This window comes from Merdimonas faecis (assembly GCF_001754075.1).
In the GTDB taxonomy this organism is placed as follows: Bacteria; Bacillota; Clostridia; order Lachnospirales; family Lachnospiraceae; genus Merdimonas; species Merdimonas faecis.
In genome coordinates, this window is record NZ_MIEH01000018.1 from 168,263 (window position 1) to 194,061 (window position 25,799).

At 48.7% G+C, this 25,799-nt stretch carries 26 protein-coding genes; 24 read left to right on the top strand and 2 right to left on the bottom strand.

The genetic code is table 11. From position 1 onward, the window contains the following. Positions 1-2: 2 nt before the first annotated feature. From rny to BKD12_RS09525, 3 genes are all read left to right on the top strand, one after another. The gene (rny, locus tag BKD12_RS09515; protein WP_070089084.1) at positions 3-1,556 is read left to right on the top strand and encodes a ribonuclease Y; all 1,554 of its coding nucleotides are present in this window, start codon (positions 3-5) and stop codon (positions 1,554-1,556) included. A 110-nt stretch (positions 1,557-1,666) separates the two neighbouring features. Next, positions 1,667-2,206, top strand: a complete 540-nt coding sequence (locus BKD12_RS09520) for an NUDIX domain-containing protein (RefSeq protein WP_070089085.1) — start codon at positions 1,667-1,669, stop codon at positions 2,204-2,206. 31 nt (positions 2,207-2,237) lie between these two features. Beyond that, positions 2,238-2,780, top strand: coding sequence for a stage II sporulation protein M (locus BKD12_RS09525; protein WP_242872751.1), 543 nt, complete (start codon positions 2,238-2,240; stop codon positions 2,778-2,780). A 20-nt stretch (positions 2,781-2,800) separates the two neighbouring features. Here BKD12_RS09525 and BKD12_RS09530 read toward each other — a convergent pair whose 3' ends face one another. Continuing rightward, positions 2,801-4,132, bottom strand: coding sequence for a polysaccharide biosynthesis protein (locus BKD12_RS09530; protein ID WP_070089086.1), 1,332 nt, complete (start codon positions 4,130-4,132; stop codon positions 2,801-2,803). A gap of 126 nt (positions 4,133-4,258) precedes the next feature. Between BKD12_RS09530 and BKD12_RS09535 the strand changes: the two genes are divergently transcribed. The 19 genes from BKD12_RS09535 to BKD12_RS09625 all read left to right on the top strand — a co-directional run bounded on the left by BKD12_RS09535 (position 4,259) and on the right by BKD12_RS09625 (position 23,014). Next, positions 4,259-4,720 (top strand): RrF2 family transcriptional regulator, encoded by a 462-nt coding sequence (locus BKD12_RS09535; protein ID WP_070089087.1) that lies wholly within the window; start codon positions 4,259-4,261, stop codon positions 4,718-4,720. A gap of 49 nt (positions 4,721-4,769) precedes the next feature. Continuing rightward, positions 4,770-5,960, top strand: a complete 1,191-nt coding sequence (nifS, locus tag BKD12_RS09540) for a cysteine desulfurase NifS (RefSeq protein WP_070089088.1) — start codon at positions 4,770-4,772, stop codon at positions 5,958-5,960. A 22-nt stretch (positions 5,961-5,982) separates the two neighbouring features. After that, positions 5,983-6,426: a Fe-S cluster assembly scaffold protein NifU gene (nifU, locus tag BKD12_RS09545; protein WP_070089089.1), complete on the top strand. Its 444-nt coding sequence runs from the start codon at positions 5,983-5,985 to the stop codon at positions 6,424-6,426. A gap of 15 nt (positions 6,427-6,441) precedes the next feature. Beyond that, entirely contained in the window at positions 6,442-7,527 is a 1,086-nt protein-coding gene (gene mnmA, locus BKD12_RS09550; protein ID WP_070089090.1) for a tRNA 2-thiouridine(34) synthase MnmA, read from the top strand. Between the two features lie 3 nt (positions 7,528-7,530). Continuing rightward, the gene (locus BKD12_RS09555; protein ID WP_070089091.1) at positions 7,531-8,346 is read left to right on the top strand and encodes a histidinol-phosphatase HisJ family protein; all 816 of its coding nucleotides are present in this window, start codon (positions 7,531-7,533) and stop codon (positions 8,344-8,346) included. Between the two features lie 129 nt (positions 8,347-8,475). Beyond that, positions 8,476-9,489, top strand: a complete 1,014-nt coding sequence (gene gap / locus BKD12_RS09560) for a type I glyceraldehyde-3-phosphate dehydrogenase (RefSeq protein WP_070089092.1) — start codon at positions 8,476-8,478, stop codon at positions 9,487-9,489. 101 nt (positions 9,490-9,590) lie between these two features. After that, a complete protein-coding gene (locus BKD12_RS09565) occupies positions 9,591-10,784 on the top strand; it encodes a phosphoglycerate kinase (RefSeq protein WP_070089093.1) in 1,194 nt (397 codons plus the stop codon). Positions 10,785-11,094: 310 nt separating this feature from the next. Continuing rightward, positions 11,095-11,844 carry a triose-phosphate isomerase gene (tpiA, locus tag BKD12_RS09570; RefSeq protein WP_070089094.1) on the top strand — a complete coding sequence of 250 codons (750 nt, stop codon included), beginning with the start codon at positions 11,095-11,097 and terminating at the stop codon, positions 11,842-11,844. A 98-nt stretch (positions 11,845-11,942) separates the two neighbouring features. Further along, positions 11,943-12,770, top strand: coding sequence for an alpha/beta hydrolase (locus tag BKD12_RS09575; RefSeq protein WP_070089479.1), 828 nt, complete (start codon positions 11,943-11,945; stop codon positions 12,768-12,770). A 16-nt stretch (positions 12,771-12,786) separates the two neighbouring features. Next, positions 12,787-14,328, top strand: a complete 1,542-nt coding sequence (gene gpmI, locus BKD12_RS09580) for a 2,3-bisphosphoglycerate-independent phosphoglycerate mutase (RefSeq protein ID WP_070089095.1) — start codon at positions 12,787-12,789, stop codon at positions 14,326-14,328. 18 nt (positions 14,329-14,346) lie between these two features. Next, positions 14,347-15,012 (top strand): response regulator transcription factor, encoded by a 666-nt coding sequence (locus tag BKD12_RS09585; RefSeq protein WP_070089096.1) that lies wholly within the window; start codon positions 14,347-14,349, stop codon positions 15,010-15,012. After that, complete coding sequence (locus tag BKD12_RS09590; RefSeq protein ID WP_070089097.1) at positions 15,009-16,019, top strand: sensor histidine kinase; 1,011 nt, start codon at positions 15,009-15,011, stop codon at positions 16,017-16,019. Before BKD12_RS09585 ends, BKD12_RS09590 begins: the two co-directional genes overlap by 4 nt. Positions 16,020-16,130: 111 nt before the next feature. Beyond that, positions 16,131-16,898 carry an ABC transporter ATP-binding protein gene (locus tag BKD12_RS09595; RefSeq protein ID WP_070089098.1) on the top strand — a complete coding sequence of 256 codons (768 nt, stop codon included), beginning with the start codon at positions 16,131-16,133 and terminating at the stop codon, positions 16,896-16,898. After that, on the top strand, positions 16,888-18,954 hold the full coding sequence (locus tag BKD12_RS09600; protein ID WP_070089099.1) for an FtsX-like permease family protein: 2,067 nt from the start codon (positions 16,888-16,890) through the stop codon (positions 18,952-18,954). The genes BKD12_RS09595 and BKD12_RS09600 overlap by 11 nt, the downstream gene beginning before the upstream one ends. Continuing rightward, positions 18,951-19,652, top strand: a complete 702-nt coding sequence (locus BKD12_RS09605; protein ID WP_070089100.1) for a TraX family protein — start codon at positions 18,951-18,953, stop codon at positions 19,650-19,652. The genes BKD12_RS09600 and BKD12_RS09605 overlap by 4 nt, the downstream gene beginning before the upstream one ends. Positions 19,653-19,792: 140 nt before the next feature. Next, on the top strand, positions 19,793-20,434 hold the full coding sequence (locus tag BKD12_RS09610) for an HAD family hydrolase (RefSeq protein WP_070089101.1): 642 nt from the start codon (positions 19,793-19,795) through the stop codon (positions 20,432-20,434). 115 nt (positions 20,435-20,549) lie between these two features. Further along, positions 20,550-21,071, top strand: coding sequence for an acetolactate synthase small subunit (ilvN, locus tag BKD12_RS09615; protein WP_070089102.1), 522 nt, complete (start codon positions 20,550-20,552; stop codon positions 21,069-21,071). 116 nt (positions 21,072-21,187) lie between these two features. Beyond that, the gene (gene ilvC / locus BKD12_RS09620) at positions 21,188-22,207 is read left to right on the top strand and encodes a ketol-acid reductoisomerase (protein ID WP_070089103.1); all 1,020 of its coding nucleotides are present in this window, start codon (positions 21,188-21,190) and stop codon (positions 22,205-22,207) included. A gap of 153 nt (positions 22,208-22,360) precedes the next feature. Continuing rightward, a complete protein-coding gene (locus tag BKD12_RS09625; RefSeq protein ID WP_070089104.1) occupies positions 22,361-23,014 on the top strand; it encodes a phosphoribosyltransferase in 654 nt (217 codons plus the stop codon). 67 nt (positions 23,015-23,081) lie between these two features. Here BKD12_RS09625 and rpsT read toward each other — a convergent pair whose 3' ends face one another. After that, positions 23,082-23,345 carry a 30S ribosomal protein S20 gene (gene rpsT / locus BKD12_RS09630; RefSeq protein ID WP_070089105.1) on the bottom strand — a complete coding sequence of 88 codons (264 nt, stop codon included), beginning with the start codon at positions 23,343-23,345 and terminating at the stop codon, positions 23,082-23,084. A gap of 186 nt (positions 23,346-23,531) precedes the next feature. On the opposite strand from rpsT, the gene gpr reads away from it, so the two are divergent. Next, on the top strand, positions 23,532-24,518 hold the full coding sequence (gene gpr, locus BKD12_RS09635; protein WP_070089106.1) for a GPR endopeptidase: 987 nt from the start codon (positions 23,532-23,534) through the stop codon (positions 24,516-24,518). Positions 24,519-24,564: 46 nt separating this feature from the next. Further along, positions 24,565-25,743 (top strand): stage II sporulation protein P, encoded by a 1,179-nt coding sequence (locus BKD12_RS09640; RefSeq protein ID WP_242872752.1) that lies wholly within the window; start codon positions 24,565-24,567, stop codon positions 25,741-25,743. The last annotated feature ends 56 nt before the right edge of the window (positions 25,744-25,799 follow it).

The window sequence follows — 25,799 nt, forward strand, 5'->3', positions numbered from 1 at the left end:
CTGTGCCGAGTGGAATGATCATTGCTGTAGCAGTCGTGCTGATCATCGCGGCAGCAGTCATCAGCCATTTTGTAACCGTGTCCAATCTGAAGAAGAACGCTGAATCTAAGATAGGAAATGCGGAGACAAAAGCAAGAGAAATCATTGATGACGCTGTGAAAACCGCAGAGGCCAAGAAAAAGGAGTCTCTCTTGGAGATTAAAGAAGAGTCCATAAAGAATAAAAATGAACTTGAAAAAGAAACCAAGGAACGCAGAGCAGAGCTGCAGCGTTACGAAAAACGAGTGTTATCCAAGGAAGAGGCTTTAGACAAGAAGGCGGACGCGATTGAAAAGCGGGAAGCAGGATTTGCAGCAAAAGAAGAACAGCTGAAACAGCGCGAAGCGAAAGTGGAAGAGCTGAGCAGGCAAAGAGTACAGGAACTAGAAAGAATCTCAGGACTTACCTCCGAACAGGCAAAAGAATATTTGTTAAAAACTGTTGAAGAAGATGTGAAACATGATACCGCCAAGATGATCAAGGAACTGGAGACGCAGGCGAAGGAAGAAGCGGATAAGAAGGCAAAGGAATTTGTCGTTACCGCGATCCAGAGATGTGCGGCTGATCATGTGGCGGAAACTACGATTTCGGTCGTACAGCTTCCAAGCGATGAGATGAAGGGACGAATCATCGGACGTGAAGGACGGAATATCCGTACGCTTGAGACATTGACGGGTGTGGAATTGATCATCGATGACACCCCGGAAGCCGTTGTGCTTTCTGGATTTGACCCGATCAGAAGAGAAGTCGCAAGGATCGCGCTGGAAAAACTGATCGTCGACGGACGGATCCATCCGGCCAGAATCGAAGAAATGGTCGAGAAGGCTCAGAAAGAAGTCGACGTTATGATTCGCGAAGAAGGAGAGGCGGCAGCCCTGGAAGTAGGAGTTCACGGTATCCATCCGGAACTGATCAAGCTTCTGGGACGCATGAAGTTCCGCACCAGCTATGGACAGAATGCGTTAAAACATTCTATCGAAGTGGCTCAGCTTGCAGGACTTCTGGCTGGCGAGATCGGACTGGATGTCAGAGTTGCCAAGCGTGCCGGACTTTTGCATGATATTGGAAAATCCATCGACCATGATGTGGAAGGATCCCACATCCAGATAGGTGTAGATCTTTGCAGAAAATACAAAGAGTCAGCGACTGTGATTAATGCGGTGGAAGCTCATCACGGCGATGTAGAGCCGGAAACTCTGATCGCGTGCGTGGTTCAGGCGGCAGATACGATTTCTGCGGCAAGACCGGGTGCGAGAAGAGAAACATTGGAAACATATACAAACAGGTTAAAACAATTAGAAGATATCACCAACCAGTTCAAGGGTGTTGATAAGTCTTTTGCTATTCAGGCAGGTAGAGAGATTCGAGTTATGGTAGTTCCGGAGCAGGTATCTGATGCGGATATGGTATTGATGGCCAGAGATATTGCAAAACAGATTGAGTATGAATTGGAATATCCTGGACAGATCAAGGTCAATGTTATTCGTGAGTCACGAGTGACGGACTATGCCAAGTAGAAGATAAATGACGGCAGGGTCGGTATGATTACCGGCTCTGTTTTTATTACATAGGAAATTTTGGCGCCTGTACCGACGGGCGTTCATTTGAAAATGCAGGAGGGAGAAAGATGAGTGAAAATGTAAAAAGAACGGGACGCGATCTGGTATACCAGGGAGCGATCCTGAACGTATACAAAGATCATATGGAGTTTGCAAATGGCAATACCGCTGATTGGGATTTTATCCATCATGACGGGGCGGCGGCCGTGGTGCCGGTACTGCCGGATGGGAGGATTCTTATGGTATCCCAGTACCGCAACGCACTGGAACGGATGACACTGGAGATACCGGCCGGCAAGCTGGACGCTCCGGACGAGCCGGGAATTTCCTGTGCGTCCAGGGAACTGGAGGAAGAGACGGGATACCGCTGTGAGCATCTGGAGCATCTTTTGACGCTCCGGACCACGGTAGCCTTTTGCGATGAGAAGATCGAGATTTATCTGGCGAGGGATCTTAAAAAGACAGGGCAGCATCTGGACGAGGATGAATATGTAGATGTGAAGGCATATACGCTGGCGGAATTGAAGGAAAAAATATTTGAAGGAAAGATTCAGGATTCCAAGACCATTGCGGCAATCCTGGCATACGAGGTAAAATGCGGCATATAATGAAGTATCTGACGGACTAAGGAGGGGTTCTTTGAAGATACGGGAAAACAGAATGTATGTCGTGTGGATCTGCATGGCAGGATTTCTGGCGGGGATCCTATATGCCAATGTGCTGGCGGCAGATGAGATTGCCGGGATCGGGATTTTTCAGGAGTATTTTCTTGGACGGTTTTCCGGCGTGGAGATTCTGAGTGCTGATTATATCTGGTATATCGCAAGGATACGGGCAGTTCCGCTTTTTTTGCTGGCGGCTCTTGGTTCCACAAAGCTCCGGAAAGCTTCTGCGGCTGTATTTCTGGCCTGGACAGGCTTTTCCCTGGGGCTTATCATGACGGCGGCAGTGCTGAAGATGGGAGGAAAGGGACTGGTGCTTTGTCTGATTGCCTTGACTCCGCATCTTTTTTTCTATGCGGCCGGCTATCTGATTCTTCTATGGTATCTGTTCCGGTATCCGGAGGTACGGTGGAATCTGTCTAAGACTGTCTGCATGGCGTTTTTGATATTGACAGGTTTTTTGCTGGAGTGCTATGTGAATCCCGTGCTGATGCAAATGTTTGTGGAGACGCTTCAGTGACGCCCGGCGGCGAAAACAGGTCAGCTGTTCTTTTCCGGGAAACGATATCGGATTAGAACCAGGAGACAGCAGGAAAATACACAGAGCTGGCTTGCCAGCATACCCCAGAGATATCCCTGGATCCCGAAGGAGGGGATCAGCAGGAAAATGCTGGCTATCCTGAGGCCAAGGCTTGCAGCATTGATGAGAAAGGTGAGAGTTGTTTTTCCGATACCGTTAATGGTGCTGATCAGAGTGTTGTTGGTGTATAAAAAGGGACACATCCATGCCAGGATCTGTATCAGATTTCCGGCCAGGCTGCTGTGAAAAATATGACTGCCGATCCAGGGACCGGTTATCAAAAGAAAGGCGCAGCAAAAGCATCCCATAGCAATACAGGAAGAAGTGACCTTTATGACCAGGGTGCGGAAAGCTTTTTTATCACGCAGCGTCTGTATCCGGGCGACCTCCGGAAGCAGCATGGTGGAGATGGAGCCAGAGACTGCCGAAGGGAACAGGATGCATGGAAGAGCCATACCGGTCAGAACGCCATAGACGGAAAGAGCCTCTTTTTGGGTCATACCGGCTGTTTTAAGCTGCAGAGGGATAGAGACTGCCTCCGCACTCTGCAGGAGGTTTAGAAGGACCCGGTTCCCGGTAAGCGGGAGTGAAGGGAGCAAAAGCCGGGGAATCTGCCGGCAAAGGGAGAGAAAGGAGAGACGGTTTTTCGGCTCTCCTTTTTTGCCGGAGATCAAAATGTGCAGGCAGTAGAAGGAGGAAGCGAGCTCTCCGGCTGCCAGTCCGACAACGGCAAAGGAGACATCTGCGGTAATGCCTCGTTCTGCGGCTGCAAAATAAATAAGGAACACGCTGCCGATCCGTACGCTCTGTTCGATCAGCTGGGAAACGGCAGGGACGCCGGTTTCCTTTTGACCGAAATAGTAGCCGCAGATACAGCTGTGAATGGCGGCAAAAGGAAAGACATAAGATAAGATGACTAAAAGCCCGGCACAGCGAGGGTCGCGAAGAAATACCACGGCGATCCATCCTGCATAGTTTTGGAGGAATAGTGTTACAATACTGGAAAAAGAAACTGTAATTAAGAGGGCCGTGTACAACAACTGCCGGGCCTCTTTTTTTCGTCCGAGAGCCGTGTCTTTTGCTACCAGGCGGGCCAGTATCAGCTCGATTCCGGCACAGGTAAGAGAAAATCCCAGGGCGTAAACAGGAAAGATCAGCTGATAGAGACCAACGCCCTCCTCTCCAAATGCATGGCTTAAGAAAATGCGGTAGAAAAAGCCCATCATGCGGGTGGCAAGACCTGTCATGGTCAGGATCAGAGTTCCTTTAATCAATGTGTGTGCGCGGGACATAGCAGGACTCCTTAAGGATATTGTTATAAGATATTCAAAAGAGAGGCTTGACAGAACTACCAGTCAATGGTATCCTACAGAAAGATAACCCAGTAAAATAGTAGGAATTAAAAAGAAGGTGAGAAAATGAAGCTTTCTACCAAAGGAAGATACGGCCTGCGGGCCATGATCGATCTCGCCAGATATAGTGAAGATGAGCCGGTATCCATTAGCAGTATCGCCTCCAGACAGGCAATCTCGGAGCGTTATCTCGAACAGCTGGTAGCATTGTTGAAAAAAGCCGGGCTGGTGTCCAGCATCCGGGGAGCACAGGGGGGATATGTGCTGGCGAAAGAAGCTTCTGAAATTTCGGTGGGAGATGTTTTGCGGGCACTGGAAGGAAGTCTTGAACCGGTGAAATGTGCAGCGTTTTATTCGGAAGAAGGCTGTCTGGCCGCCGGAGGATGCGTGACGAAGTATGTCTGGCAGAAGATCAATGACAGTATTAATGATACGGTGGACCATATCATGCTGGACGAGCTGGTGGAGGAAAGTAAAAAGGTAAATCCTGCCGGGGGATGTGAAGAGCCCCAGTGCAGTCAGCCATAAATCAAAATGCGGAGCTGTCCCGGAAGCGGACGGCAGAGAGGAGAATAGGATGAGCAGATTTTTATATTTAGATAATGCAGCAACGACAAAAACGGCACCGGAAGTACTGGAAGCTATGCTTCCATATTTCACGGAGAAATTCGGAAATCCGTCCAGTGTATATCAGTTTGCGGCGGAGAATAAGACGGTGGTGGATGAGATGCGTAAGATCATCGCCGAATCCCTTGGAGCAAAGAGTAAGGAAATCTATTTTACTGCGGGAGGCTCTGAGGCGGATAACTGGGCGCTGAAAGCAACGGCAGAGGCTTATCAGGCAAAGGGAAGGCATATCATCACCACGAAGATCGAGCACCACGCGATTCTCCATACAGCAGAGTATCTGGAGCGGCAGGGCTATGAGGTGACATACCTTGATGTGGACGAGGATGGAAAGGTAGATCTTGAGGAATTAAAGGCTGCGATCCGGCCAGATACGATCCTGATCTCTGTTATGTATGCCAATAACGAGATCGGAACGGTAGAACCTATCCGCGAGATCGGAGAGATCGCCCATGAGCATGGCATCCTGTTCCATACAGATGCGGTGCAGGCTTACGGTCATCTTCCCATCAATGTAGATGAATGTTATATCGATATGCTGAGCGCCAGCGGACATAAGCTGAACGGACCAAAGGGCATCGGATTTCTGTATATCCGTACAGGCGTGAAGATCCGCTCTTTTATCCATGGAGGAGCGCAGGAGCGCAAGCGCCGCGCCGGAACAGAAAACGTGCCGGGAATCGTCGGGATGGGCGCTGCGGTAAAGCGGGCTTTTGACACGATGGAAGAACGGACAGCCAGAGAAAAAGAGGTAAGGGACTATCTTATCCGGAGGGTAGAGAACGAGATCCCGTACTGCCGGCTGAACGGACATCGGACAGACCGTCTGCCAAACAATGCAAATTTCAGTTTCCAGTTCATTGAAGGAGAATCGTTGCTGATCCGTCTGGATATGAAGGGAATCTGTGCATCCAGCGGATCTGCATGTACCTCGGGATCACTGGATCCGTCACATGTGCTTCTGGCCATCGGCCTTCCTCATGAGATCGCTCATGGGTCACTGCGCCTTACGATCAATGAGGAGATTTCAAAAGAAGATGTGGATTATGTAGTAGACAGTTTAAAAGAGATCGTAGAGGGACTTCGGAATATGTCGCCGCTTTACGAGGATTTTGTAAAGAAACAAGAGAAAAACGTATAGAGGAAGAACAGGAGGAATCAGTATGTATTCAGCAAAGGTTATGGACCACTTTGAACATCCAAGAAATGTGGGAGAAATAGAGAATGCCAGCGGCGTTGGAACGGTAGGGAACGCAAAGTGCGGAGATATTATGAGGATTTATCTGGATATTGATGAAAACCAGATCATCCGGGATGTAAAGTTTAAGACCTTCGGCTGCGGGGCGGCAGTAGCTACCAGCAGTATGGCTACGGAGCTGGTGAAGGGAAAATCAGTTAAGGAGGCTATGCAGGTGACGAATAAAGCTGTCATGGAGGCACTTGACGGGCTGCCGCCGGTTAAGGTACACTGTTCTTTGTTGGCGGAAGAAGCCATTCATGCGGCTTTGTGGGATTATGCCGAAAAACATGGTATTAAGATTGAGGGACTGACAAAACCGAAGTCGGATATCCACGAAGACGAGGAAGAAGAGGAAGAAGAATATTAAGACTGAGGATGTATCATGGAACGAAAGAAAGTGGTAGTCGGCATGTCCGGCGGTGTGGATTCTTCGGTGGCGGCCTGGCTTTTGAAGGAGCAGGGGTATGACGTCATCGGGGTGACCATGCAGATCTGGCAGGAAGAAGATGAGCAGGTGCAGGAGGAAAATGGCGGATGCTGCGGCCTAAGCGCTGTGGACGATGCCAGGAGGGTGGCCTCATCCCTGGGAATTCCCTATTATGTCATGAATTTCCGGAAAGAATTTAAGGAACATGTCATAGACTATTTTATCGATGAATATTTACACGGGCGGACGCCCAATCCCTGTATTGCCTGCAACCGGTATGTGAAATGGGAGTCCTTGCTTGAGAGAAGCCGCCGGATCGGAGCGGACTATATTGCGACGGGGCACTATGCCAGGATCGAAAAGCTGCCAAATGGCCGGTTTAGCTTAAGGGTTTCTGAGACGGGGGCCAAGGATCAGACCTATGCGCTGTATAATCTGACTCAGGAGCAGTTAAGCTCCACTTTGATGCCGGTAGGAAGCTATACCAAGGACGAGATCCGGAAGATGGCAAAGGAGCTGGGGCTTCTGGTTGCGGAGAAGCCGGACAGCCAGGACATCTGTTTTGTGCCGGACGGAGATTACGCATCGTTCATTGAAGAGACGACGGATGCGGGAAGCCGTCCTGGGAATTTTGTGCTGTCCGATGGAAGTGTGGTGGGAACGCATAAAGGGATTATTCATTATACAGTGGGACAGCGCAAAGGACTGGGACTTTCCATGGGGCATCCGGTGTTTGTGCTGGAGATCCGGCCGGACACCAACGAGATCGTGGTGGGGACCGGCGAGGAATCACTGACCCGCAAGGTCAGGGCACGCCATATCAATTTTATGTCGGTGGAAGATCTGCCGGAGAAAAAACGGGTCTTTGCAAAGATCCGGTACAACCACAAAGGGGCCTGGTGTACGGCGGAAAAGACCGGAGAGGATGAGATCTTATGTATCTTTGACGAGCCTCAGAGAGCAGTCACTCCGGGGCAGGCGCTGGTACTTTATGACGGAGAATATGTTCTGGGCGGCGGAACGATCGTAAGGGAGGAATAAGAAATGAGAGCAGATGTGCACATGCATACGAATTTTTCCCATGACTCTAAGTCGAGTCCGGAGGAAATGATACAGGGGGCCATCGAAAAAGGGCTGGAGGTGATCTGTTTTACAGATCATTTCGATAAGGACAATATGTCCTGGGGGCTGGAAGATATTTTTGATCCCGAAGCGTACTTTCAGGCTATGATCCCGCTCCGGGAAAAATACCGGGGGCGCATTGATGTCAGGATCGGCGTGGAACTTGGCATGCAGCCGCATCTTGCGGAGTTCTATAATCAGTTTGTACGCCGCTACCCGTTTGATTTCGTGATCGGGTCCCTTCACAGTATTCTGGGAAAGGATGTAGTATACGGAATGCAGCATGACGAAGATTTTCAGAGACGTCCGGACGAGGAGATCTACCGGATCGCACTGGAAGAGATGCTTGAGGATGTAAAAAGCCATGAAGAATTTGACGTGCTGGGGCATCTGGACTATGTGGTACGCTATGGAAAAGAACGGGAGAAGCAGTATTCCTATAAAAAATATGCGGATCTGATCGATGAGATCCTCCGCACAGTGATTGCCAAAGGAAAAGGGATCGAGCTGAACATGGCAGGCTTAAAATACGGGCTGCCCTTTGCCCATCCCCATCCGGATGTACTGAAAAGATATAAAGAGCTGGGAGGCGAAATTATTACTGTAGGTGCGGACGGGCATAAACCGGAACACATCGCCTATGATTATGAAAAGGTATCGGAAATCCTGAAAAGCTGCGGATTCCGGTACTATACAGAATTTTCAGAACGAAAGCCGGTTTTCCTGGAACTTCCATAAAAACTGGAAAAGCACTTGAATTTTTATATCAGATTTAGTACAATAAATCTTGGTTGATGATTCTTTAACAAAAGAAGCGTCAACAGATGACTGCGTAACCAGTTAATAAAACTTTAGGAGGAATTAATCATGGCAGTAAAAGTAGCGATTAATGGATTCGGACGTATCGGACGTCTCGCATTCAGACAGATGTTTGGAGCAGAAGGATATGAAGTAGTTGCAATCAACGACTTGACATCTCCAAAGATGCTCGCACATTTATTAAAATATGATTCATCTCAGGGCAAATATGCACTGGCTGACAAGGTTGAAGCTACTGATGATTCTATTATCGTAGACGGGAAAGAAATCAAGATCTACGCAATGGCAAACGCAGAGGAGCTTCCTTGGGGAGAGATCGGCGTTGACGTTGTTCTGGAGTGTACCGGATTCTACACATCCAAAGAGAAAGCATCTGCTCACATCAAAGCAGGCGCAAGAAAGGTAGTTATTTCTGCACCGGCTGGTAATGACCTGCCAACAATCGTATATAATGTAAACCATGACACACTGAAACCGGAAGATACTGTTATCTCCGCAGCTTCCTGTACAACAAACTGCCTGGCTCCGATGGCAAAGGCTCTGAATGACCTTGCACCGATCAAGACAGGTATCATGTGCACCATCCACGCATACACAGGCGACCAGATGACTCTGGACGGACCGCAGAGAAAAGGTGACTTAAGAAGATCCCGTGCAGCTGCATGCAATATCGTTCCGAACAGCACAGGTGCTGCTAAGGCAATCGGTCTGGTTATTCCGGAACTGAACGGAAAACTGATCGGAGCTGCTCAGCGTGTTCCGACCCCGACAGGCTCTACCACGATCCTGACAGCAGTTGTAGAAGGAAACGTAACTGTAGATCAGATCAACGAGGCTATGAAAGCTGCTTCTAATGAGTCCTTCGGATATAATACAGATGAGATCGTATCCAGCGATATCGTTGGTATGAGATATGGTTCTCTGTTTGATGCAACACAGACCATGGTACTTCCGTTAGACAACGGAACCACAGAGGTTCAGGTTGTTTCCTGGTATGACAATGAAAATTCTTACACAAGCCAGATGGTAAGAACAATCAAATTCTTCTCTGAGTTATCATAAGCAGAGAGATCAGTAAGACTCAAATAAGGGTCCGGTCTTAAGTGGGCCGGGCCCTTTTTCGCAGGGAAATCCCCTGAAAATATACTTTAGGAGGCAAGATTATGCTCAATAAAAAATCTGTAGACGATATTAATGTAAAAGGAAAAAGAGTCCTGGTAAGATGTGACTTTAATGTTCCGCTGATCGACGGAAAGATCACGGATGAAAACCGTCTGGTAGCAGCTCTGCCGACGATCAAGAAGCTGATCGCAGACGGAGGAAAGATCATTCTTTGTTCTCATCTTGGAAAGCCGAAGGGAGAGGCAGTACCTTCTCTGTCTCTGGCACCTGTAGCAGCACGTCTGTCAGAGCTTTTGGGACAGGAAGTGAAATTTGCGGCTGATCCGGAGGTAGTAGGACCGAACGCAAAGGCTGCTGTTGAGGCTATGCAGGACGGCGATGTAATCCTTCTTGAAAATACCCGTTACAGAGCAGAGGAGACAAAAAACGGCGAGGCTTTCAGCAAAGAGCTGGCTTCTCTGTGTGACGTATTTGTAAATGACGCATTTGGAACCGCACACCGTGCACACTGCTCCAATGTGGGTGTGACCCAGTTCGTGGATACCGCGGTAGTCGGATACCTGATGCAGAAAGAGATCGATTTCCTTGGAAATGCTGTCAACAATCCGGAGAGACCGTTCGTTGCCATCCTGGGCGGAGCAAAGGTTTCCAGTAAGATTTCTGTAATTGAAAACCTGCTGGACAAGGTAGATACCCTGATCATCGGCGGCGGAATGTCTTATACATTCAGCAAGGCTCAGGGCGGAAGCGTTGGAAAATCTCTTCTGGAAGAAGATTACTGTGAATACGCACTGAACATGCTGAAAAAGGCAGAAGAAAAAGGCGTTAAGCTGCTGCTTCCGGTTGACACAGTGATCGCTGACGACTTCTCCAACGATGCCAATAAGAAGGTTGTAAAGGCCGGAGAGATTCCGGAAGGCTGGGAAGGACTGGATATCGGACCGGATACCGAGAAGATTTTCTGTGATGCAGTGAAAGACGCAAAGACAGTTGTATGGAACGGACCGATGGGAGCCTTCGAGATGCCGAACTTTGCACATGGTACCGAGGCTGTAGCAAAAGCTCTGGCAGAGACAGAAGCTACGACTATCATCGGCGGAGGAGACTCTGCAGCGGCAGTCAACCAGCTGGGCTACGGCGATAAGATGACTCACATCTCCACTGGAGGAGGCGCTTCTCTGGAATTCCTGGAAGGCAAAGAACTCCCGGGTGTAGCAGCCGCTAACGATAAATAGAGCACTTGGTGAGGTTCTTTCGAACCTAGTGCGAATTTAGTTCTTCGGAACTTGGCGAGGTCTTTTCGAGCCTAGTCTCGAAGAACTACCTTGAATTAGCGTTTACTTAGTTCACCGAAGGAAACTTCGGTGAACATCCCGCCTTGTAGCGGGTAAGATTGAACTTGGCGAGGTCTTTTCGAGCCTAGTCTCGAAGAACTACCTTGAATTAGTGCTTACTTAGTTCACCGAAGGAAACTTCGGTGAACATCCCGCCTTGCAGAGGGTAAGAGTACGGAAATAGAAGATTCATTTGTAAGGAGATAAAGAAATGGCAAGAAAGAAAATTATTGCAGGCAACTGGAAAATGAACAAGACTCCAAGTGAGGCAGTTGCCCTGGTAGAAGAATTAAAACCGCTGGTAGCAAACGAGGAAGTTGACGTGGTATTCTGTGTACCAGCTATCGATATCGTTCCGGTGGTAGAAGCATGTAAAGGAACCAACATCCAGGTTGGTGCTGAAAATATGTACTTTGAAGAGAGCGGTGCTTATACAGGAGAGATTTCCCCGGCTATGCTGGTAGATGCAGGCGTAAAATATGTAGTCCTGGGACACTCCGAGAGAAGAGATTACTTTGGAGAGACCAATGAGGATGTTAATAAGAAAGTCCTGAAAGCATTTGAGCACGGCATTACTCCGATCATGTGCTGCGGCGAAACTCTGGAGCAGAGAGAGCAGGGCGTGACCATGGATTTCATCCGCCAGCAGGTAAAGGTTGGACTCCAGAATGTAACGGCTGACCAGGCAAAGGCTATGGTCATTGCATACGAGCCGATCTGGGCGATCGGAACCGGAAAGACCGCTACCACAGAGCAGGCAGAGGAAGTATGCAAGGGCATCCGTGACTGTGTTGCGGAAGTCTATGACGAGGCGACTGCGGAAGCAATCCGTATTCAGTACGGCGGGTCTGTCAATGCAGGAAATGCAGCAGAATTATTCGCTCAGGCAGATATTGACGGAGGACTGGTAGGCGGAGCCTCCCTGAAGGCAGATTTTGGAAAGATCGTAAATTATAAGTAACAGATACAGATTTTGATAAAAGGAAAGCGAAAAAGCGGTTTATCCATGTATCCATGTGGTATCATGGAAAACCGCTTTTAAAACTTGAAGGAGCGCACATGAAATACCTGGAAATACCGATAGAAGTAAATGGATCTGTAGAAGATGCAAGACTGGAAACGTATATCCTGGACACCCCGGTGGAAAAGATACAGATCAAAAAGCGGCCGATGATCGTGATCTGTCCGGGAGGCGGCTACGAAAAGTTAAGCTACCGGGAAGGAGAACCGGTCGCCATGCAGTTTCTGGCGAAGGGATACCATGCCTGTGTGCTTCGCTACTCCGTAGCGCCGGCAAGATATCCGGTGCCGCTTCTGGAGCTTGGACAGGTCATGCGGATCATTTACAGCCATGCAGAAGAATGGCGGGTGAATACAGATCAGATCATCGTCAGCGGATCATCGGCAGGCGGACATCTGGCAGGCATGCTGGGCGTGTTCTGGAGCAGGCAATGGCTTGCAGATATGCTGGAAACAGAAAGCAAAGTCTTACGTCCGGCAGGGATGCTGCTTTGTTACCCGGTGATCACTTCGGATGAGGCTCAGGGGCATCTGCCAAGTTTCCGAAATCTTCTGGGAGAACAGTTTGAAGAGGATAAGGATAAGCTGTCTCTGGAAAAACAGGTGACGGACGATACACCGCCGGCTTTTCTCTGGCATACGGCGACTGACGGGACGGTGCCTGTGGCAAATTCTATGCGGATGGCAGAAGCGCTGATCGAATGCGGCGTTCCGGCGGAGCTTCACATTTATCCGGAGGGCGTCCACGGGTTAAGCCTTGCAAGTGAGCAGGTGCGCCGGGCAGACGGCTCCGGCGTGGAAGAAGTCTGTCAGTCCTGGATAGACCTTGCTGACATTTGGATTAAACATTTATGCGATATCAAATAATGGAGGAGATGAAAAAATGAGTAAAAGACCTACAGTTCTTATGATCCTTGACGGATATGGACTAAATGAGAATATAAAAGGAAATGCGGTGGCGGAAGGCAAAACGCCGGTCATGGATCAACTGATGAAGGAGTGCCCGTTTGTAAAAGGCAATGCCAGCGGTATGGCAGTCGGACTTCCGGAAGGGCAGATGGGAAATTCGGAAGTCGGACATTTAAACATGGGTGCGGGAAGGATTGTCTACCAGGATCTTACCAAGATCACAAAGGCAATCCAGGACGGTGATTTCTTCGAGAATCCGGCCCTTCTTGCAGCATGCAAAAATGTGAAAGAAAATGATTCCTCGCTGCATTTATTCGGACTTGTGTCTGACGGTGGTGTACACAGCCACATCGAACACATCTATGGGCTTCTGGAACTGGCGAAGAGACAGGGAATCGAAAAGGTATATGTACACTGCTTCCTGGACGGAAGAGATACACCGCCGGCATCCGGAAAAGAATATGTAGAGCAGTTGGAAGCAAAGATGAAGGAGATCGGCGTCGGAAAAGTGGCGACAGTGATGGGACGCTACTATGCTATGGACCGTGATAACCGCTGGGACCGTGTAGAAAAGGCATACCGTGCGCTGGTATATGGCGAAGGCGAGAAAGCAGCAAGCGGACCGGCAGGAATCCAGGCGTCTTACGACAAGGACACTACCGATGAGTTTGTACTTCCAACAGTTGTAGAAGAGAATGGACATCCGACGGCTGTGATCAGAAATCAGGACTCTGTCATTTTCTTCAATTTCCGTCCGGACCGAGCAAGAGAAATTACCCGTGCTTTTTGTGATGATGATTTTGCCGGATTCGAAAGAGGAGAGCGGATCAAAACAACCTATGTATGCTTTACCGAGTATGATGTGACGATCCCCAACAAGCAGATCGCATTTGTAAAAGAGGAGATCACCAATACCTTTGGCGAATATCTGGCTGCTCATGGATTGAAGCAGGCCCGTATCGCAGAGACAGAGAAATACGCACATGTGACCTTCTTCTTTAACGGCGGCGTGGAAGAGCCAAATGAGGGCGAGGACCGGATCCTGGTGAAATCACCGAAGGTAGCCACCTATGACCTGAAGCCGGAAATGAGTGCCTATGAGGTCTGCGATAAGCTGGTAGAGGCGATCGAGTCTGGAAAGTATGATGTGATCATCATCAACTTTGCGAATCCGGATATGGTGGGTCATACCGGTGTAGAGAAGGCAGCGATTCAGGCAATCGAGGCAGTAGATGTATGCGTGGGAAGAGCAGTGGAGGCGATCCGCAAGGTGGACGGCCAGATGTTTATCTGTGCAGATCACGGAAATGCAGAGCAGCTGATCGATGATGAGACGGGCGAGCCGTTTACGGCGCACACCACCAATCCGGTGCCGTTCATCCTGGTTAATGCAGATCCTGCTTACCGCTTAAGAGAGGGCGGATGTCTGGCGGATATTGCGCCGACACTGATTGAGATGATGGGCATGGAGCAGCCAAAGGAAATGACAGGGAAATCATTGCTTATAAAAGGATAAGATGTAGAAACAGAGCTTATGAAGATATTTATTGTGGAAGACGAGCCGGAGATCCGGCTGGAATTAAAAGCTTTGCTGGAAAATGCATTGTATCAGACACAGACAACTGAATCTTTTGAAAGCCTTGTGGACCAGATCCTGGAAGCAGAACCGGATCTGGTCCTGCTTGACTGGAACCTGCCGGGAGAGAATGGAGATTGGGTTCTAAGCAAGGTCCGGGCCCGTTCTTCTGTCCCTGTTATTTTTCTCACCAGCCGGACCGACGCTATGGATGAGCTGTCAGGGATGTTAAAAGGTGCGGATGATTATATTACAAAACCGTTCCAGCCTCCCATTCTTCTTGCCAGGATCGCCGCGGTATTAAAAAGAAGCAGAAAAGATACAGAAGATCAACTGCGGATGACTTATAAAGGGGTAACCCTGGATCTTTCCAGGGTGACTGTCTGCTTTCAGGAAAAAGAGACAGAGCTTTCAAGAAACGAACTGAAGATCCTGTACTGCCTGTTTGTGAAGAAGGGGGAGATTGTTGCACGGCCTGATCTGATTGAAGAGCTGTGGGATCAGCAGGTGTTTATCGATGATAATACGCTGAGTGTCAACATAACGCGCATCCGTGGGAAATTAAAGGAGATCGGCGTAGAGAATTTTATTGAGACCAGACGCGGGATGGGATATAAGATATGACATTTGCAGCATTTTTAAAAGATAAGGTTTTATTCCTGCTCCTGCAGATCATACTGATGGCATTGCTTTTCTTTTTTCTCTCTGTGACCGGATATCCGAAAGCCAATACCGTGCTCATTCTGGTCTGCTGGATCCTGACCGTGGCCATATGGCTGATCCTGAAATACCGGGACAGGAGGCGGTATTTTGGCAGGATGGAGATGATTTTGGACGAGGTAGACCAAAGGTATCTTTTGGGGGAGCTGATGCCGGCGTCCTATCATCTGGAGGATCAGCTTTACCGTGATATGATCAGAAAAGCAAATAAGTCCATGATTGAACGGGTGCGCCGCAGCGAAGACGCCGGGAAGGAATACCGGGAATATATTGAAAGCTGGGTTCATGAGATCAAGACGCCGATCACGGCGGTGGATCTGATGTGTGCGAATCATAAGGATGAGCTGACAGACCGGATCAGGAAAGAAAACCGACGGATAGAAGATTTTGTGGATATGGCTCTTTATTATGCAAGATCTGATGAGGTCTATAAGGATTACATGATCCGTCAGGTGCGGATTTCTGATATCGTGTCAGAGGTTCTTTCCCGGGATAAGCAATATCTGATCGGAAATGGAGTGCATTTGGATGTGGACTGTCAGGATGAGGTGTACACGGATCGGAAATGGATCGGATTCATTCTGCATCAGATCCTGCAAAATGCGGTAAAATACCGGAAAGGCGAGCATCCTTATATCAAGATTTTTAGCGAGAAGAAAGAAGGAGGTGTGCGTCTTACGGTGGAGGATGACGGGATCGGCATCCGGGAGGAGGAACTTTCCCGGATCTTTGAAAAGGGATTTACCGGAAGCAATGGCCGGAAGATTCATGCCTCTACAGGAATGGGGCTATATCTTAGCCAGAAGCTTTGCAGGAAGCTGGGCATCCGGCTGTATGCCAGGTCTCTTCCGGGGGAATGGACAAAATTGATCTTAGAATTTCCAGTCAGCACTTATCTTTCAAAACTGTAAGATAACTGTAAGGCGGGGCGCTACCACAGGCTGAAAGCGTATGATAAAGTATACTCATCCGGAGACGAAAAGTCTCCTGGTGAGTATTTTTTGACATGAGGTGTTTGGACAATGGGACGTGAAATTCGAGTCGAGGATGTGGAAAAATATTACAGGAACGGGCGGCAGGTAACAAAGGCAGTAGACCGTGTAAGCTTTACCGTGGAGCCGGGGGAATTTATGGGAGTTATGGGAGCTTCCGGTTCGGGGAAGACCACGCTTCTTAACCTTCTGGCAACGGTAGACCGGGTGACGGCCGGCCATATTTATTACCAGGATACAGACATTACAGAGCTTACAGAGGATGAACTTTCGGAATTCCGGAAGAAGAATCTGGGATTTATATTTCAGGATTATAATCTCCTGGACACCTTGACACTGGAAGAGAATATTGAGCTTGCTATGTCGCTTCAGGAGAAGAAAAAGGCAGTAATCCGTGATGAGTGCGAAAGGATGATAGGACTTCTGGGGCTTGAAGCTGTAAGACATGCATTTCCTTACCAGGTATCCGGCGGACAGAGACAAAGATGTGCCTGTGCAAGAGCCATGGTGAACCATCCCAGACTCCTTCTGGCCGATGAACCTACAGGGGCGCTGGATTCCAGAGCGGCGCAGATACTGCTTTCTACCTTCACGAAGATGAACCGGGAGATGGGAGCCACCATATTTATGGTGACTCATGATGCATTTTCTGCCAGCTACTGCAGCCGGATCCTGTTTTTGCAGGACGGAAAGATCTTCCATGAGCTTGTGAAAGGAAAAAGAACGAGAAGGGAATTTCTGCAGGAGATTCTGGATGTTTTAAGTCTGACGGGAGGTGAGCTCTCCGATGACTGCTAAGCTTGCATTCCGGAACGTAAAGCGTTCCGCCAGAGATTATCTGGTTTATTTTCTGACCATGACCTTTGTGGCGGCATTGATGTTTGCCTTTAATACGGTGATTTTTTCCGAGAGTGTGGGAAGGATGTTCGAGGTGGCGGGACTGATGGCTGCAATGATCGGTATGGCGACCTTTTTCATCGTACTGATCGTGGCATGGCTCATTAACTACATGGTTCGATTTATTCTGGAAAAGAGGAGCCGGGAATTTGGGATTTATCTTCTGATCGGGATGAAGAAAAAGCAGATTTCAAGACTATATCTAAGGGAAATGCTTCTTCTGGGGACGGTAGCTTTTGGTCTGGGACTCTTGCCCGGCCTTCTTCTGCAGCAGATTCTGCTGGCTGTCCTCTACGGCGTGCTGAAACTGGATCAGCCTCTTAGAATAGAGTGGAGCTGGTGGTGTTTTCTGATGACGTTCCTGTGCTATTTTGGCTGCTATTTTCTGGCTTTATTCCGGTGCAAAAGAAGATTCCGGAAAATGAATATCCGGGACTTGATGGATGAACAGCATCGTGGTGAGGAAATCCGGGAAGGGAAGGTTGGAATCCGTAAACTGCTTCTTCCTGTCTCTATTCTGGTGCTGGCGGCACTGGAAGTGGCGCTTTGTATGGGACTCATCCGGGATGGAGTTTCTATTATGGGATTTCTTGCAGGGCTGGTGGTGTTTATCTACCTGTTTTATGCAGGGGTCTCGGCCTGGGTGGTCAGCTATGTGCGGAAAAAGGGATCCCGGATCTATCGGAGAGGAAATCTGTTCCTTTTGCGTCAGTTTGCATCCAAAGTCCGCACCATGCAGTTTACCATGGGGACTTTGACGGCACTTTTTACAGTGGCGATCCTGGGGTGTACGGTGGCGCTGATGTTCCAGGATTACCAGGATCAGATCCTGCAGAGCAAATTCCCTTTTGATGTACAGGTCTATGGCGCAGATCCTGCGGATGAGTTTGCAGATGAATTTGAGGTTTTAAATAAAGAGACGACGGTAAAAGATTCGTATATTTACCGGATCTATGAAAATGGAACGGATCCTGTCAATGTGTGGCTGTATTCACACCTTCAGGTATTTGGGACAATCTATCAAAAGCCGGATGGGACGGCAGATGTAGAAAAGATCCGGGAGGAGGCGGACGGCAGCTATTGCAGATATGATACCTACATGGGACTTTCCGACTATAACAGACTGCGGCATATGCTGGGCTATCAGGAAGTGTCATTGAAAGACGGAGAATATCTGCTGCATATCAAGGAGCGTGTACTGCGGGAGACAAAGGATTTTACTGATGAGATAAGGATTTTGGGAGAAAAGGGAGTTCTGTCCTGCGCGGGGATACGCACGGAACCCTTTTCGCAGGATGGTCATAATGGCGGAGATTATGTAATCGTGGTACCGGATGCGGAGATTTCTGCCATGACGCCCTATTATTCGGAGCTGGCGGTGGATATTAAAGGGAAGGCACCGGCGGATCTGGAGAGGCAGCTGGATGCGCTGGGAGAAGAGCAGGATTTCGGCGGACACCCTCAGAGAGAGGGGAACAGCTGTTATGGATCCGATACTATTGTAAGCTATGCTGCGGTAAATCTGGTGAGAGACAATCTGATACCGGAGGTGCGCTATCTGTTGCTCTGCATTATTTTTCCGGCTTTTTATATCGGCCTGGTATTCCTGTGCGTAGCGCTTGCAGTGCTTTCCGTGCAGCAGTTAAGTGATGCGGCCAAGTACCGGTTCCGATACCAGGTCTTACATCAGCTGGGAATGGGAAGAAAAGAGACGGATCATCTGATTTTCCGGCAGCTTTTGTGGTACTACCTTTGCCCGGCGGTATTTGCGGCAGCCATCAGCAGTATGATTTGTGCTTTTATCAGCCGAAAGTTCATTTTTTATACGGGAGTACACACACCGCTGTTCCAGTATTTCGGGGGTTCCTGCCTGTTGTTTATCGGGATTTATACCGTTTATTTTCTCATCACGTATATCAGCTTTAAAAGAACAGTCAGAGAGGAGAACAAAAGATGAATAGAGATGTGATTAAATATATTGCTATTATTACGATGACACTGAATCATATTTCCAATATATTTTTAGATCCGGATACGCTCCTGGGAGAGGCACTCCTTGACATCGGCTATTTTACTGCTGTCACTATGTGCTATTTTCTGGTGGAGGGGTATCATTATACCCATTCCAAGAAAAAATACGGACAGCGGCTTCTTGTGTTTGCGCTTATTTCGCAGATTCCGTTTCAGGAGGCGGTGGGAGCGGCAGCCTTTAATATGCTATTCACCTTATTTTTCTGCTTTCTGATCCTCTGTGCCAAGGAGTATATCAGAAGGCCGGCGGAACGGACTGTGGCGATCATCTGTCTTACGGCCTGCACCCTGTTCGGAGACTGGGCGCTTCTTGCGGCAGTCTTTACCCTGCTTTTTGACTGGAGCAGAGGAGATAAGAAAAAGACGGCCTGGGCCTATGGGATCGCTTTTGTGGTCTTTGGAGGCATCAATTTCCTTTCCTACTACATGGCCGGAGATGCCGTGGGTCAGACACTGCTTCGGACACTGGCTGCCGGGGGAGGGATCATCGTCTCCGGTGTGATCATGCTTTGCTTCTACAACGGGAAGAAATCGCCTCGTTCCGGGAAATTCGGCAAGTGGTTCTTCTACGTGTATTACCCGGCTCACCTGGCGGTGCTGGTGCTCTTGCGTGCGGTGATGTAGTAAAAAAGGCGGCAAATGGGGACGTACACTTTTGGCGAAAGTGTACGTCCCCATTTGCGTTTGTCCCTGTCCCCATTTGCATTTTCCCCTGTCCCCATTTATAATAGGATCATGCAGTATAAGAAAGGCAGGATGGGGGAATGTATCAATTTTACTTTTTTGATCTGGACGGCACGATTACGGATTCTTCCCTTGGAATCACGAATTCGGTCCGGTATGCGCTTGCCAAGTATGGCATAGAGGAGCCGGACAGGAAGAAGCTTTACCGCTTCATCGGGCCGCCGCTTGCGGAGTCGTTCCGGGAGTTTTATGGGTTCCCTGAAGAGCAGTGCCAGGAAGCGATCCGGTACTACCGGGAATATTACCAGGAGAAGGGAATCTATGAGAACCGGGTATATGACGGCCTGGAAGAGGTGCTGAAGAAGCTTAAAGAGGCGGGAAAACAGCTGGTGGTGGCAACATCCAAGCCAGAGGTTTTTGCCAGGGAGATCATCAGATATTTTCATCTGGATTCTTATTTTTCTTATGTGGCGGGAATGGAACTGGACGGAGGCCGGGGAACGAAGGCAGAGGTCATTGAATATGCAATATGTTCCTGCGGGGCCGAAGACCGCAGAGAGATCCTGATGATCGGAGACCGGAAGCATGATGTGATCGGTGCGAGACAGGCGGGAATAGACTGCGTGGGTGTGCTTTACGGGTTTGGTTCCGAAGAAGAACTAAAGGAGGCCGGGGCAGCAGGCATTGCAGCTTCCGTGGAAGATATCCTGAAGTATGCCTGAAGAAGAAAATCCATAAATTTGTCTGTGAGAGTATTGACAAACAGGGAAGATATTGATATGATTAAAAAACAGAACGCACTCTGTTTTTAATTTAAAACAAAGAAAGAGGTGCAGTATGAAAAGAGTATATTCATTGTTGGTTGATAACAACCCAGGTGTTTTGAGCCGTATATCCGGGCTTTTCAGCAGACGGGGCTACAGCATCGACAGTATCACGGCAGGAGTAACGGCGGATCCCAGATTTACCAGGATCACCATCGTGGCCAGTGGAGACGAGCTGATCCTTTCGCAGATCGAAAAACAGGTCCGGAAGCTGGAGGATGTGATAGAGATTAAGGTACTGGATCCGGAAGACTCTGTTTACCGGGAGCTTATTATGGTCAAGATCCGCGCGGACCGGGCAGAGAGAGCAGAGATCATCTCAGTGGCGGATATTTTCCGTGCAAAAATCGTAGACGTGGAGAAGGAGTCTCTGATCGTGGAGCTGACAGGAACCCAGTCCAAGCTGGATGCTTTCTTAAACCTGCTGGACGGATATGAGATTCTGGAGCTTGCAAGGACAGGCATCACCGGACTGAACCGAGGCATCAAAAACGTGACGCTGATCGATCAGGAAGGAAATATCAAGAAAATTTAGAGGCGCCGGAAACATGGAACACGGCAGCAATGAAACAGCAATTAAATAGAGACAGAATGACAGGTTCTGCCGCTGTTTAACAATATAATTTATTATATGTAGGAGGAATGATACAAATGGCAGCAAAAATTTACTATCAGGAAGATTGTAACTTATCTTTACTGGAGGGAAAGAAAATTGCGATCATTGGTTATGGAAGCCAGGGACATGCGCATGCCCTGAACTTAAAGGAGTCCGGATGTGACGTGATCGTCGGCCTGTACGAGGGAAGCAAATCCTGGGCAAAGGCAGAGGCACAGGGATTACAGGTTTATACAGCAGCAGAGGCCGCAAAACAGGCGGATATTATCATGATCCTGATCAATGATGAGAAGCAGGCAGCTATGTATAAGAAGGACATCGAGCCGAACCTGGAAGAAGGAAATATGCTGATGTTTGCACACGGTTTCTGTATCCATTTCGGACAGATTGTGCCGCCGGCTAATGTAGACGTAACTATGATTGCTCCGAAGGCTCCGGGTCACACTGTAAGAAGCGAGTATCTTGCAGGAAAAGGTACACCTTGCCTGGTAGCCGTGGAACAGGATTATACAGGAAAAGCCCTTGACAAGGCACTGGCATATGCGCTGGCAATCGGTGGCGCAAGAGCTGGTGTCCTGGAGACCACATTCCGTACAGAGACAGAGACCGACCTCTTTGGCGAGCAGGCAGTTCTCTGCGGCGGTGTATGTGCGTTGATGAAAGCCGGATTCGAGACGCTGGTCGAAGCCGGATATGATCCAAGAAACGCATACTTTGAGTGTATCCACGAGATGAAACTGATCGTAGACCTGATCTACGAATCCGGATTCGGCGGAATGAGATATTCCATCTCTAATACAGCAGAGTACGGCGATTATATCACAGGACCGAAGATCATTACAGAGGAGACAAAGAAGACCATGAAGAAGATCCTGGCGGATATTCAGGATGGAACTTTTGCAAAAGACTTCCTGTTAGAGATGTCTGATGCGGGCGGACGCGCTCACTTCCGTGCTCTGAGAAAGCTTGCAAGCGAGCATCAGATGGAGCAGGTTGGAAAAGAGGTCAGAAGCCTTTACAGCTGGAGCGATTCCGACAAGCTGATCAACAACTAATTGTAGATATGGTATTTGGAACACAATAAATACATAATGAAAGATAAGGCGGTGCCGCGGCAGAGTTGTAAATCTGTTGCGGCATTGTTTTTTGCGTGCTAAAATAGGGATAGAAAGTGTTCGAAAAGAAAAACTGAAAGGAGGGACGGACAGATGAACAGCAGGATTGAAGAAATGGCAGACCTGCGCTCGGCAAAAAATCCCAAGGCCAGGATCAAAATCCTGAAAGGCCATTTTGCTACCAGCAATTCCCATCTGAATACGTATATTGACATGTCCACCGTAAAAACGAGACACAATAATTCCAGAGAGGCTGCGAAAGTGCTGGCAGAAGAATATCTGACCAACACCTATGTCAATACGATCGTGTGTCTGGACGAAACAGAAGTGATCGGAACCTTTCTGGCAGAGCAGCTGGCCGATTCCAGCCAGATGTCCTTAAGCACGGGAAACAATATTTCTGTTATTACTCCGGAGTACCACGCAATGGGGCAGATGCTGTTCCGCGATAATAAGCAGAGGATGATAAAGGATCAGCAGGTGATGATCCTGGCAGCCTCAGTAACCACGGGAAAAACTATCATGCGCGCGATTGAATCAGTGCTGTATTATGGAGGAACGGTGTGCGCCGTCTGTGCGATCTTCAGTGCGGTGACCAAGGTGGCGGGGATGGAGATCAAGACCATCTTTACCAGCAAGGGTCTGCCGGACTACCGGGCATTTGAACCGGCGGACTGTCCGATGTGCCGGGAGGGAAGAAGAGTAGAAGCAATTGTCAACAGCTTCGGATACTCAGAGTTGAAATAAGAGAGCAATAAAAAAACAGCCAGTGACGGATTGGCTGTTTTTTTAATGATATTCATGTCATTTATAATTAAGCGATGCTGTTAACAGCTTTTGCCAGACGAGAAATCTTTCTGGAGCAGGTGTTCTTATGATAAACGCCCTTGCTTCCTGCCTTGTTGATCTCTACAGTTGCAACCTTCAGAGCAGCCTTTGCAGCTTCTGCATCTTTGTTTGCAATAGCTGTCTCAACCTTCTTTACGCAAGTCTTAACTTTAGATTTGATTGCTTTGTTTCTGGCAGCTTTTGTTTCGTTTACTAAGATTCTTTTCTTTGCAGATTTGATGTTAGCCAATTTGTCCACCTCCGATATCGTGTATTTCGATTTGTATCGATTGCCAGTTCGTTAGATCCGGACACGGACGTTCTAACGAAACATACTAGTTTATTTTAGGACAGAGAATGATTTCTGTCAATACATATTTCTCGAATTATTGCAAAAACTAGCAAATAAAATGATGCGGAAATGAGGATGAGAGGCATGATCGAAAAATATAGTATCCGGACAGATCTGGCCCTGGAGCAGAAGGAACGATTTGAAGCGGACAATGTAGAGATTCCCGGGGTAATTTTGGAAGAGGAAAATGATGAGGAGAGAGAAATCCGGATCACAACTGTGAAGATTGAGACAGAAAACGGCGCAAAAATCATGAAAAAGCCGGTTGGGACCTATATCACGATGGAGGCGCCGAATATGGCGGTCCCGGATGAGGATTACCACCAGGAGATTGCAGAAGAGCTGGCCAGATACCTGGGGCGTTTCCTGGAACCCGTTAAAACGGATAAAAAAGAGTATTCGGTACTGGTGGCAGGCCTTGGAAACCGGAAGGTGACGCCGGATGCACTGGGGCCTTACGTGGTGGATAATCTAAATATCTCCAGACATATTGTAAAGGAATACGGCCGGTATGCCATGGGAGAAGATGAGGTGCAGATGGTAAGCGCGGTGGTGCCGGGAGTCATGGGACAGACCGGTATGGAGACGGTGGAGATCATCCGGGGAATCATAGGGGAGACGAAGCCGGATCTTCTGATCGTTATTGATGCGCTGGCGGCCCGCAGCTCCAGGCGGCTGAACCGGACGATCCAGATCAGTGACGCCGGGATCCATCCGGGTTCCGGGGTGGGAAATTACCGAAGCGGCATTACCAAAGAGACTGTGGGAGTGCCGGTGCTGGCAATCGGGGTTCCTACCGTGGTGGATGCGGCTACGATTGTTAATGATACCATGGAAAATCTGATCCGGGCGCTGGAAAGCTCAGAGACATTAAAAGGAGTAGGTGTGGTGCTGCAGGGCTACAATGCGGCGGAAAAGTATGAGCTGGTAAAGGAGCTGATCTCGCCCCATCTTAACGGACTGTTTGTGACACCGAAGGATATTGACGAGACGGTAAAGAGGATCAGCTACACGATCTCGGAGGCTTTGAACACGCTGTTTTCATCCGGACATGCTCATAATCCATCTTAGACATTCATATAGTGTTAAGACATGAAAGAAAAGGAATGGTGGTCGCGTGGCGGGAGAGCATCGGATCAACCGGCTGTTGATCTTAGGTATCGGAAGCGTGTTGGGGATTTATGCCTGTGTGCAGGCGGCAGCGGAGAAGACGGATGGGATAGAAGAAGAGATTCATCGTATACTGCTGGAGGAAGCGGTCAGAGCCAGTGTTCCCGGAATGGTATATGAGCCGGGAGAGCAAAGGACAGCCGGTGCATGGGTGATGCAGCAGGCCATGAGGCTGATCCCCATCAGCGCCTATGCAGAGGGGAAACTGTCAGTGGATACCGAGGTGGAAGATCTGGAAACCTATGAGATGATCCTGGCGCAGCAGGAAAGTGATGAGAACGCGGTGGATGAAAACGGGAATCTGATCGGGGAGGATGACAGCGCTGCTGCCAGCGCCCAGGCTTCGGCTGCGGCTATTGATACTTCTATGGAAAAGCTGTCAAACTATGAATATCTGCTGGGGAATTTCTATACGGTGGACAGCAGTACCATGGCGGATCCGGAACTGATCAATGCCGAAAAGTTATTGGGAAAGGATCTGAAGATCAATGAGAGTACAGAGGGCCCAAAGGTGCTGATCTATCATACTCATTCACAGGAAACCTTTGCAGATTCTGTGCCGGGGGATACCAGCACCTCTATTCTGGGGATCGGGGAATATCTCTCCCAACTTTTAAATGACACCTATGGGATTGAAACGCTGCACCATCAGGGCGTTTATGACCTGATCAACGGAAAGCTGGACCGGAGTATGGCATATCAGCTAGCGGAACCGGAGATTACCAGGATCCTTCAGGAGAATCCCAGCATCGAAGTGGTGATCGACCTGCACCGGGATGGCGTGGCGGAGGGAACTCATCTGGTAACGGAAGTAAACGGGAAACCGACGGCACAGATCATGTTTTTTAATGGATTGAGCCGCAGCAGAGCGAATGGAGAGATCAGTTATCTTGCCAATCCGTATATTGAGGATAATCTGGCATTTTCCCTGCAGATGCAGATCGCGGCTGCCCGGAAATATCCCGGTTTTACCAGACACACTTATCTTCGGGCTTACAGATACAATATGCATCTGGCGCCGAAGACTCTTCTCGTGGAGGCAGGCGCACAGACAAATACGGTGGAGGAGATGAGAAATGCCATGGAGGTGCTGGCAGACACACTAGATTCTGTACTTACCAAATAAAATATGTTTGATTCGCACCACATTTTGTGCTAATATAGGTGCAGTATGGCATAGTA

What these genes read in the sequence shown, in the direction of transcription:
- gap (WP_070089092.1), top strand. Translation starts at nt 8,476, where the DNA reads ATGGCAGTAAAAGTAGCGATTAATGGATTCGGACGTATCGGACGTCTC.
- BKD12_RS09520 (WP_070089085.1), top strand. Translation starts at nt 1,667, where the DNA reads ATGAGTGAAAATGTAAAAAGAACGGGACGCGATCTGGTATACCAGGGA.
- BKD12_RS09595 (WP_070089098.1), top strand. Translation starts at nt 16,131, where the DNA reads ATGGGACGTGAAATTCGAGTCGAGGATGTGGAAAAATATTACAGGAAC.
- gpmI (WP_070089095.1), top strand. Translation starts at nt 12,787, where the DNA reads ATGAGTAAAAGACCTACAGTTCTTATGATCCTTGACGGATATGGACTA.
- BKD12_RS09590 (WP_070089097.1), top strand. Translation starts at nt 15,009, where the DNA reads ATGACATTTGCAGCATTTTTAAAAGATAAGGTTTTATTCCTGCTCCTG.
- BKD12_RS09600 (WP_070089099.1), top strand. Translation starts at nt 16,888, where the DNA reads ATGACTGCTAAGCTTGCATTCCGGAACGTAAAGCGTTCCGCCAGAGAT.
- BKD12_RS09605 (WP_070089100.1), top strand. Translation starts at nt 18,951, where the DNA reads ATGAATAGAGATGTGATTAAATATATTGCTATTATTACGATGACACTG.
- BKD12_RS09535 (WP_070089087.1), top strand. Translation starts at nt 4,259, where the DNA reads ATGAAGCTTTCTACCAAAGGAAGATACGGCCTGCGGGCCATGATCGAT.
- BKD12_RS09625 (WP_070089104.1), top strand. Translation starts at nt 22,361, where the DNA reads ATGAACAGCAGGATTGAAGAAATGGCAGACCTGCGCTCGGCAAAAAAT.
- mnmA (WP_070089090.1), top strand. Translation starts at nt 6,442, where the DNA reads ATGGAACGAAAGAAAGTGGTAGTCGGCATGTCCGGCGGTGTGGATTCT.
- ilvN (WP_070089102.1), top strand. Translation starts at nt 20,550, where the DNA reads ATGAAAAGAGTATATTCATTGTTGGTTGATAACAACCCAGGTGTTTTG.
- BKD12_RS09530 (WP_070089086.1), bottom strand. Translation starts at nt 4,132, where the DNA reads ATGTCCCGCGCACACACATTGATTAAAGGAACTCTGATCCTGACCATG.
- ilvC (WP_070089103.1), top strand. Translation starts at nt 21,188, where the DNA reads ATGGCAGCAAAAATTTACTATCAGGAAGATTGTAACTTATCTTTACTG.
- BKD12_RS09610 (WP_070089101.1), top strand. Translation starts at nt 19,793, where the DNA reads ATGTATCAATTTTACTTTTTTGATCTGGACGGCACGATTACGGATTCT.
- gpr (WP_070089106.1), top strand. Translation starts at nt 23,532, where the DNA reads ATGATCGAAAAATATAGTATCCGGACAGATCTGGCCCTGGAGCAGAAG.
- tpiA (WP_070089094.1), top strand. Translation starts at nt 11,095, where the DNA reads ATGGCAAGAAAGAAAATTATTGCAGGCAACTGGAAAATGAACAAGACT.
- BKD12_RS09585 (WP_070089096.1), top strand. Translation starts at nt 14,347, where the DNA reads ATGAAGATATTTATTGTGGAAGACGAGCCGGAGATCCGGCTGGAATTA.
- nifS (WP_070089088.1), top strand. Translation starts at nt 4,770, where the DNA reads ATGAGCAGATTTTTATATTTAGATAATGCAGCAACGACAAAAACGGCA.
- BKD12_RS09575 (WP_070089479.1), top strand. Translation starts at nt 11,943, where the DNA reads ATGAAATACCTGGAAATACCGATAGAAGTAAATGGATCTGTAGAAGAT.
- nifU (WP_070089089.1), top strand. Translation starts at nt 5,983, where the DNA reads ATGTATTCAGCAAAGGTTATGGACCACTTTGAACATCCAAGAAATGTG.
- BKD12_RS09555 (WP_070089091.1), top strand. Translation starts at nt 7,531, where the DNA reads ATGAGAGCAGATGTGCACATGCATACGAATTTTTCCCATGACTCTAAG.
- BKD12_RS09565 (WP_070089093.1), top strand. Translation starts at nt 9,591, where the DNA reads ATGCTCAATAAAAAATCTGTAGACGATATTAATGTAAAAGGAAAAAGA.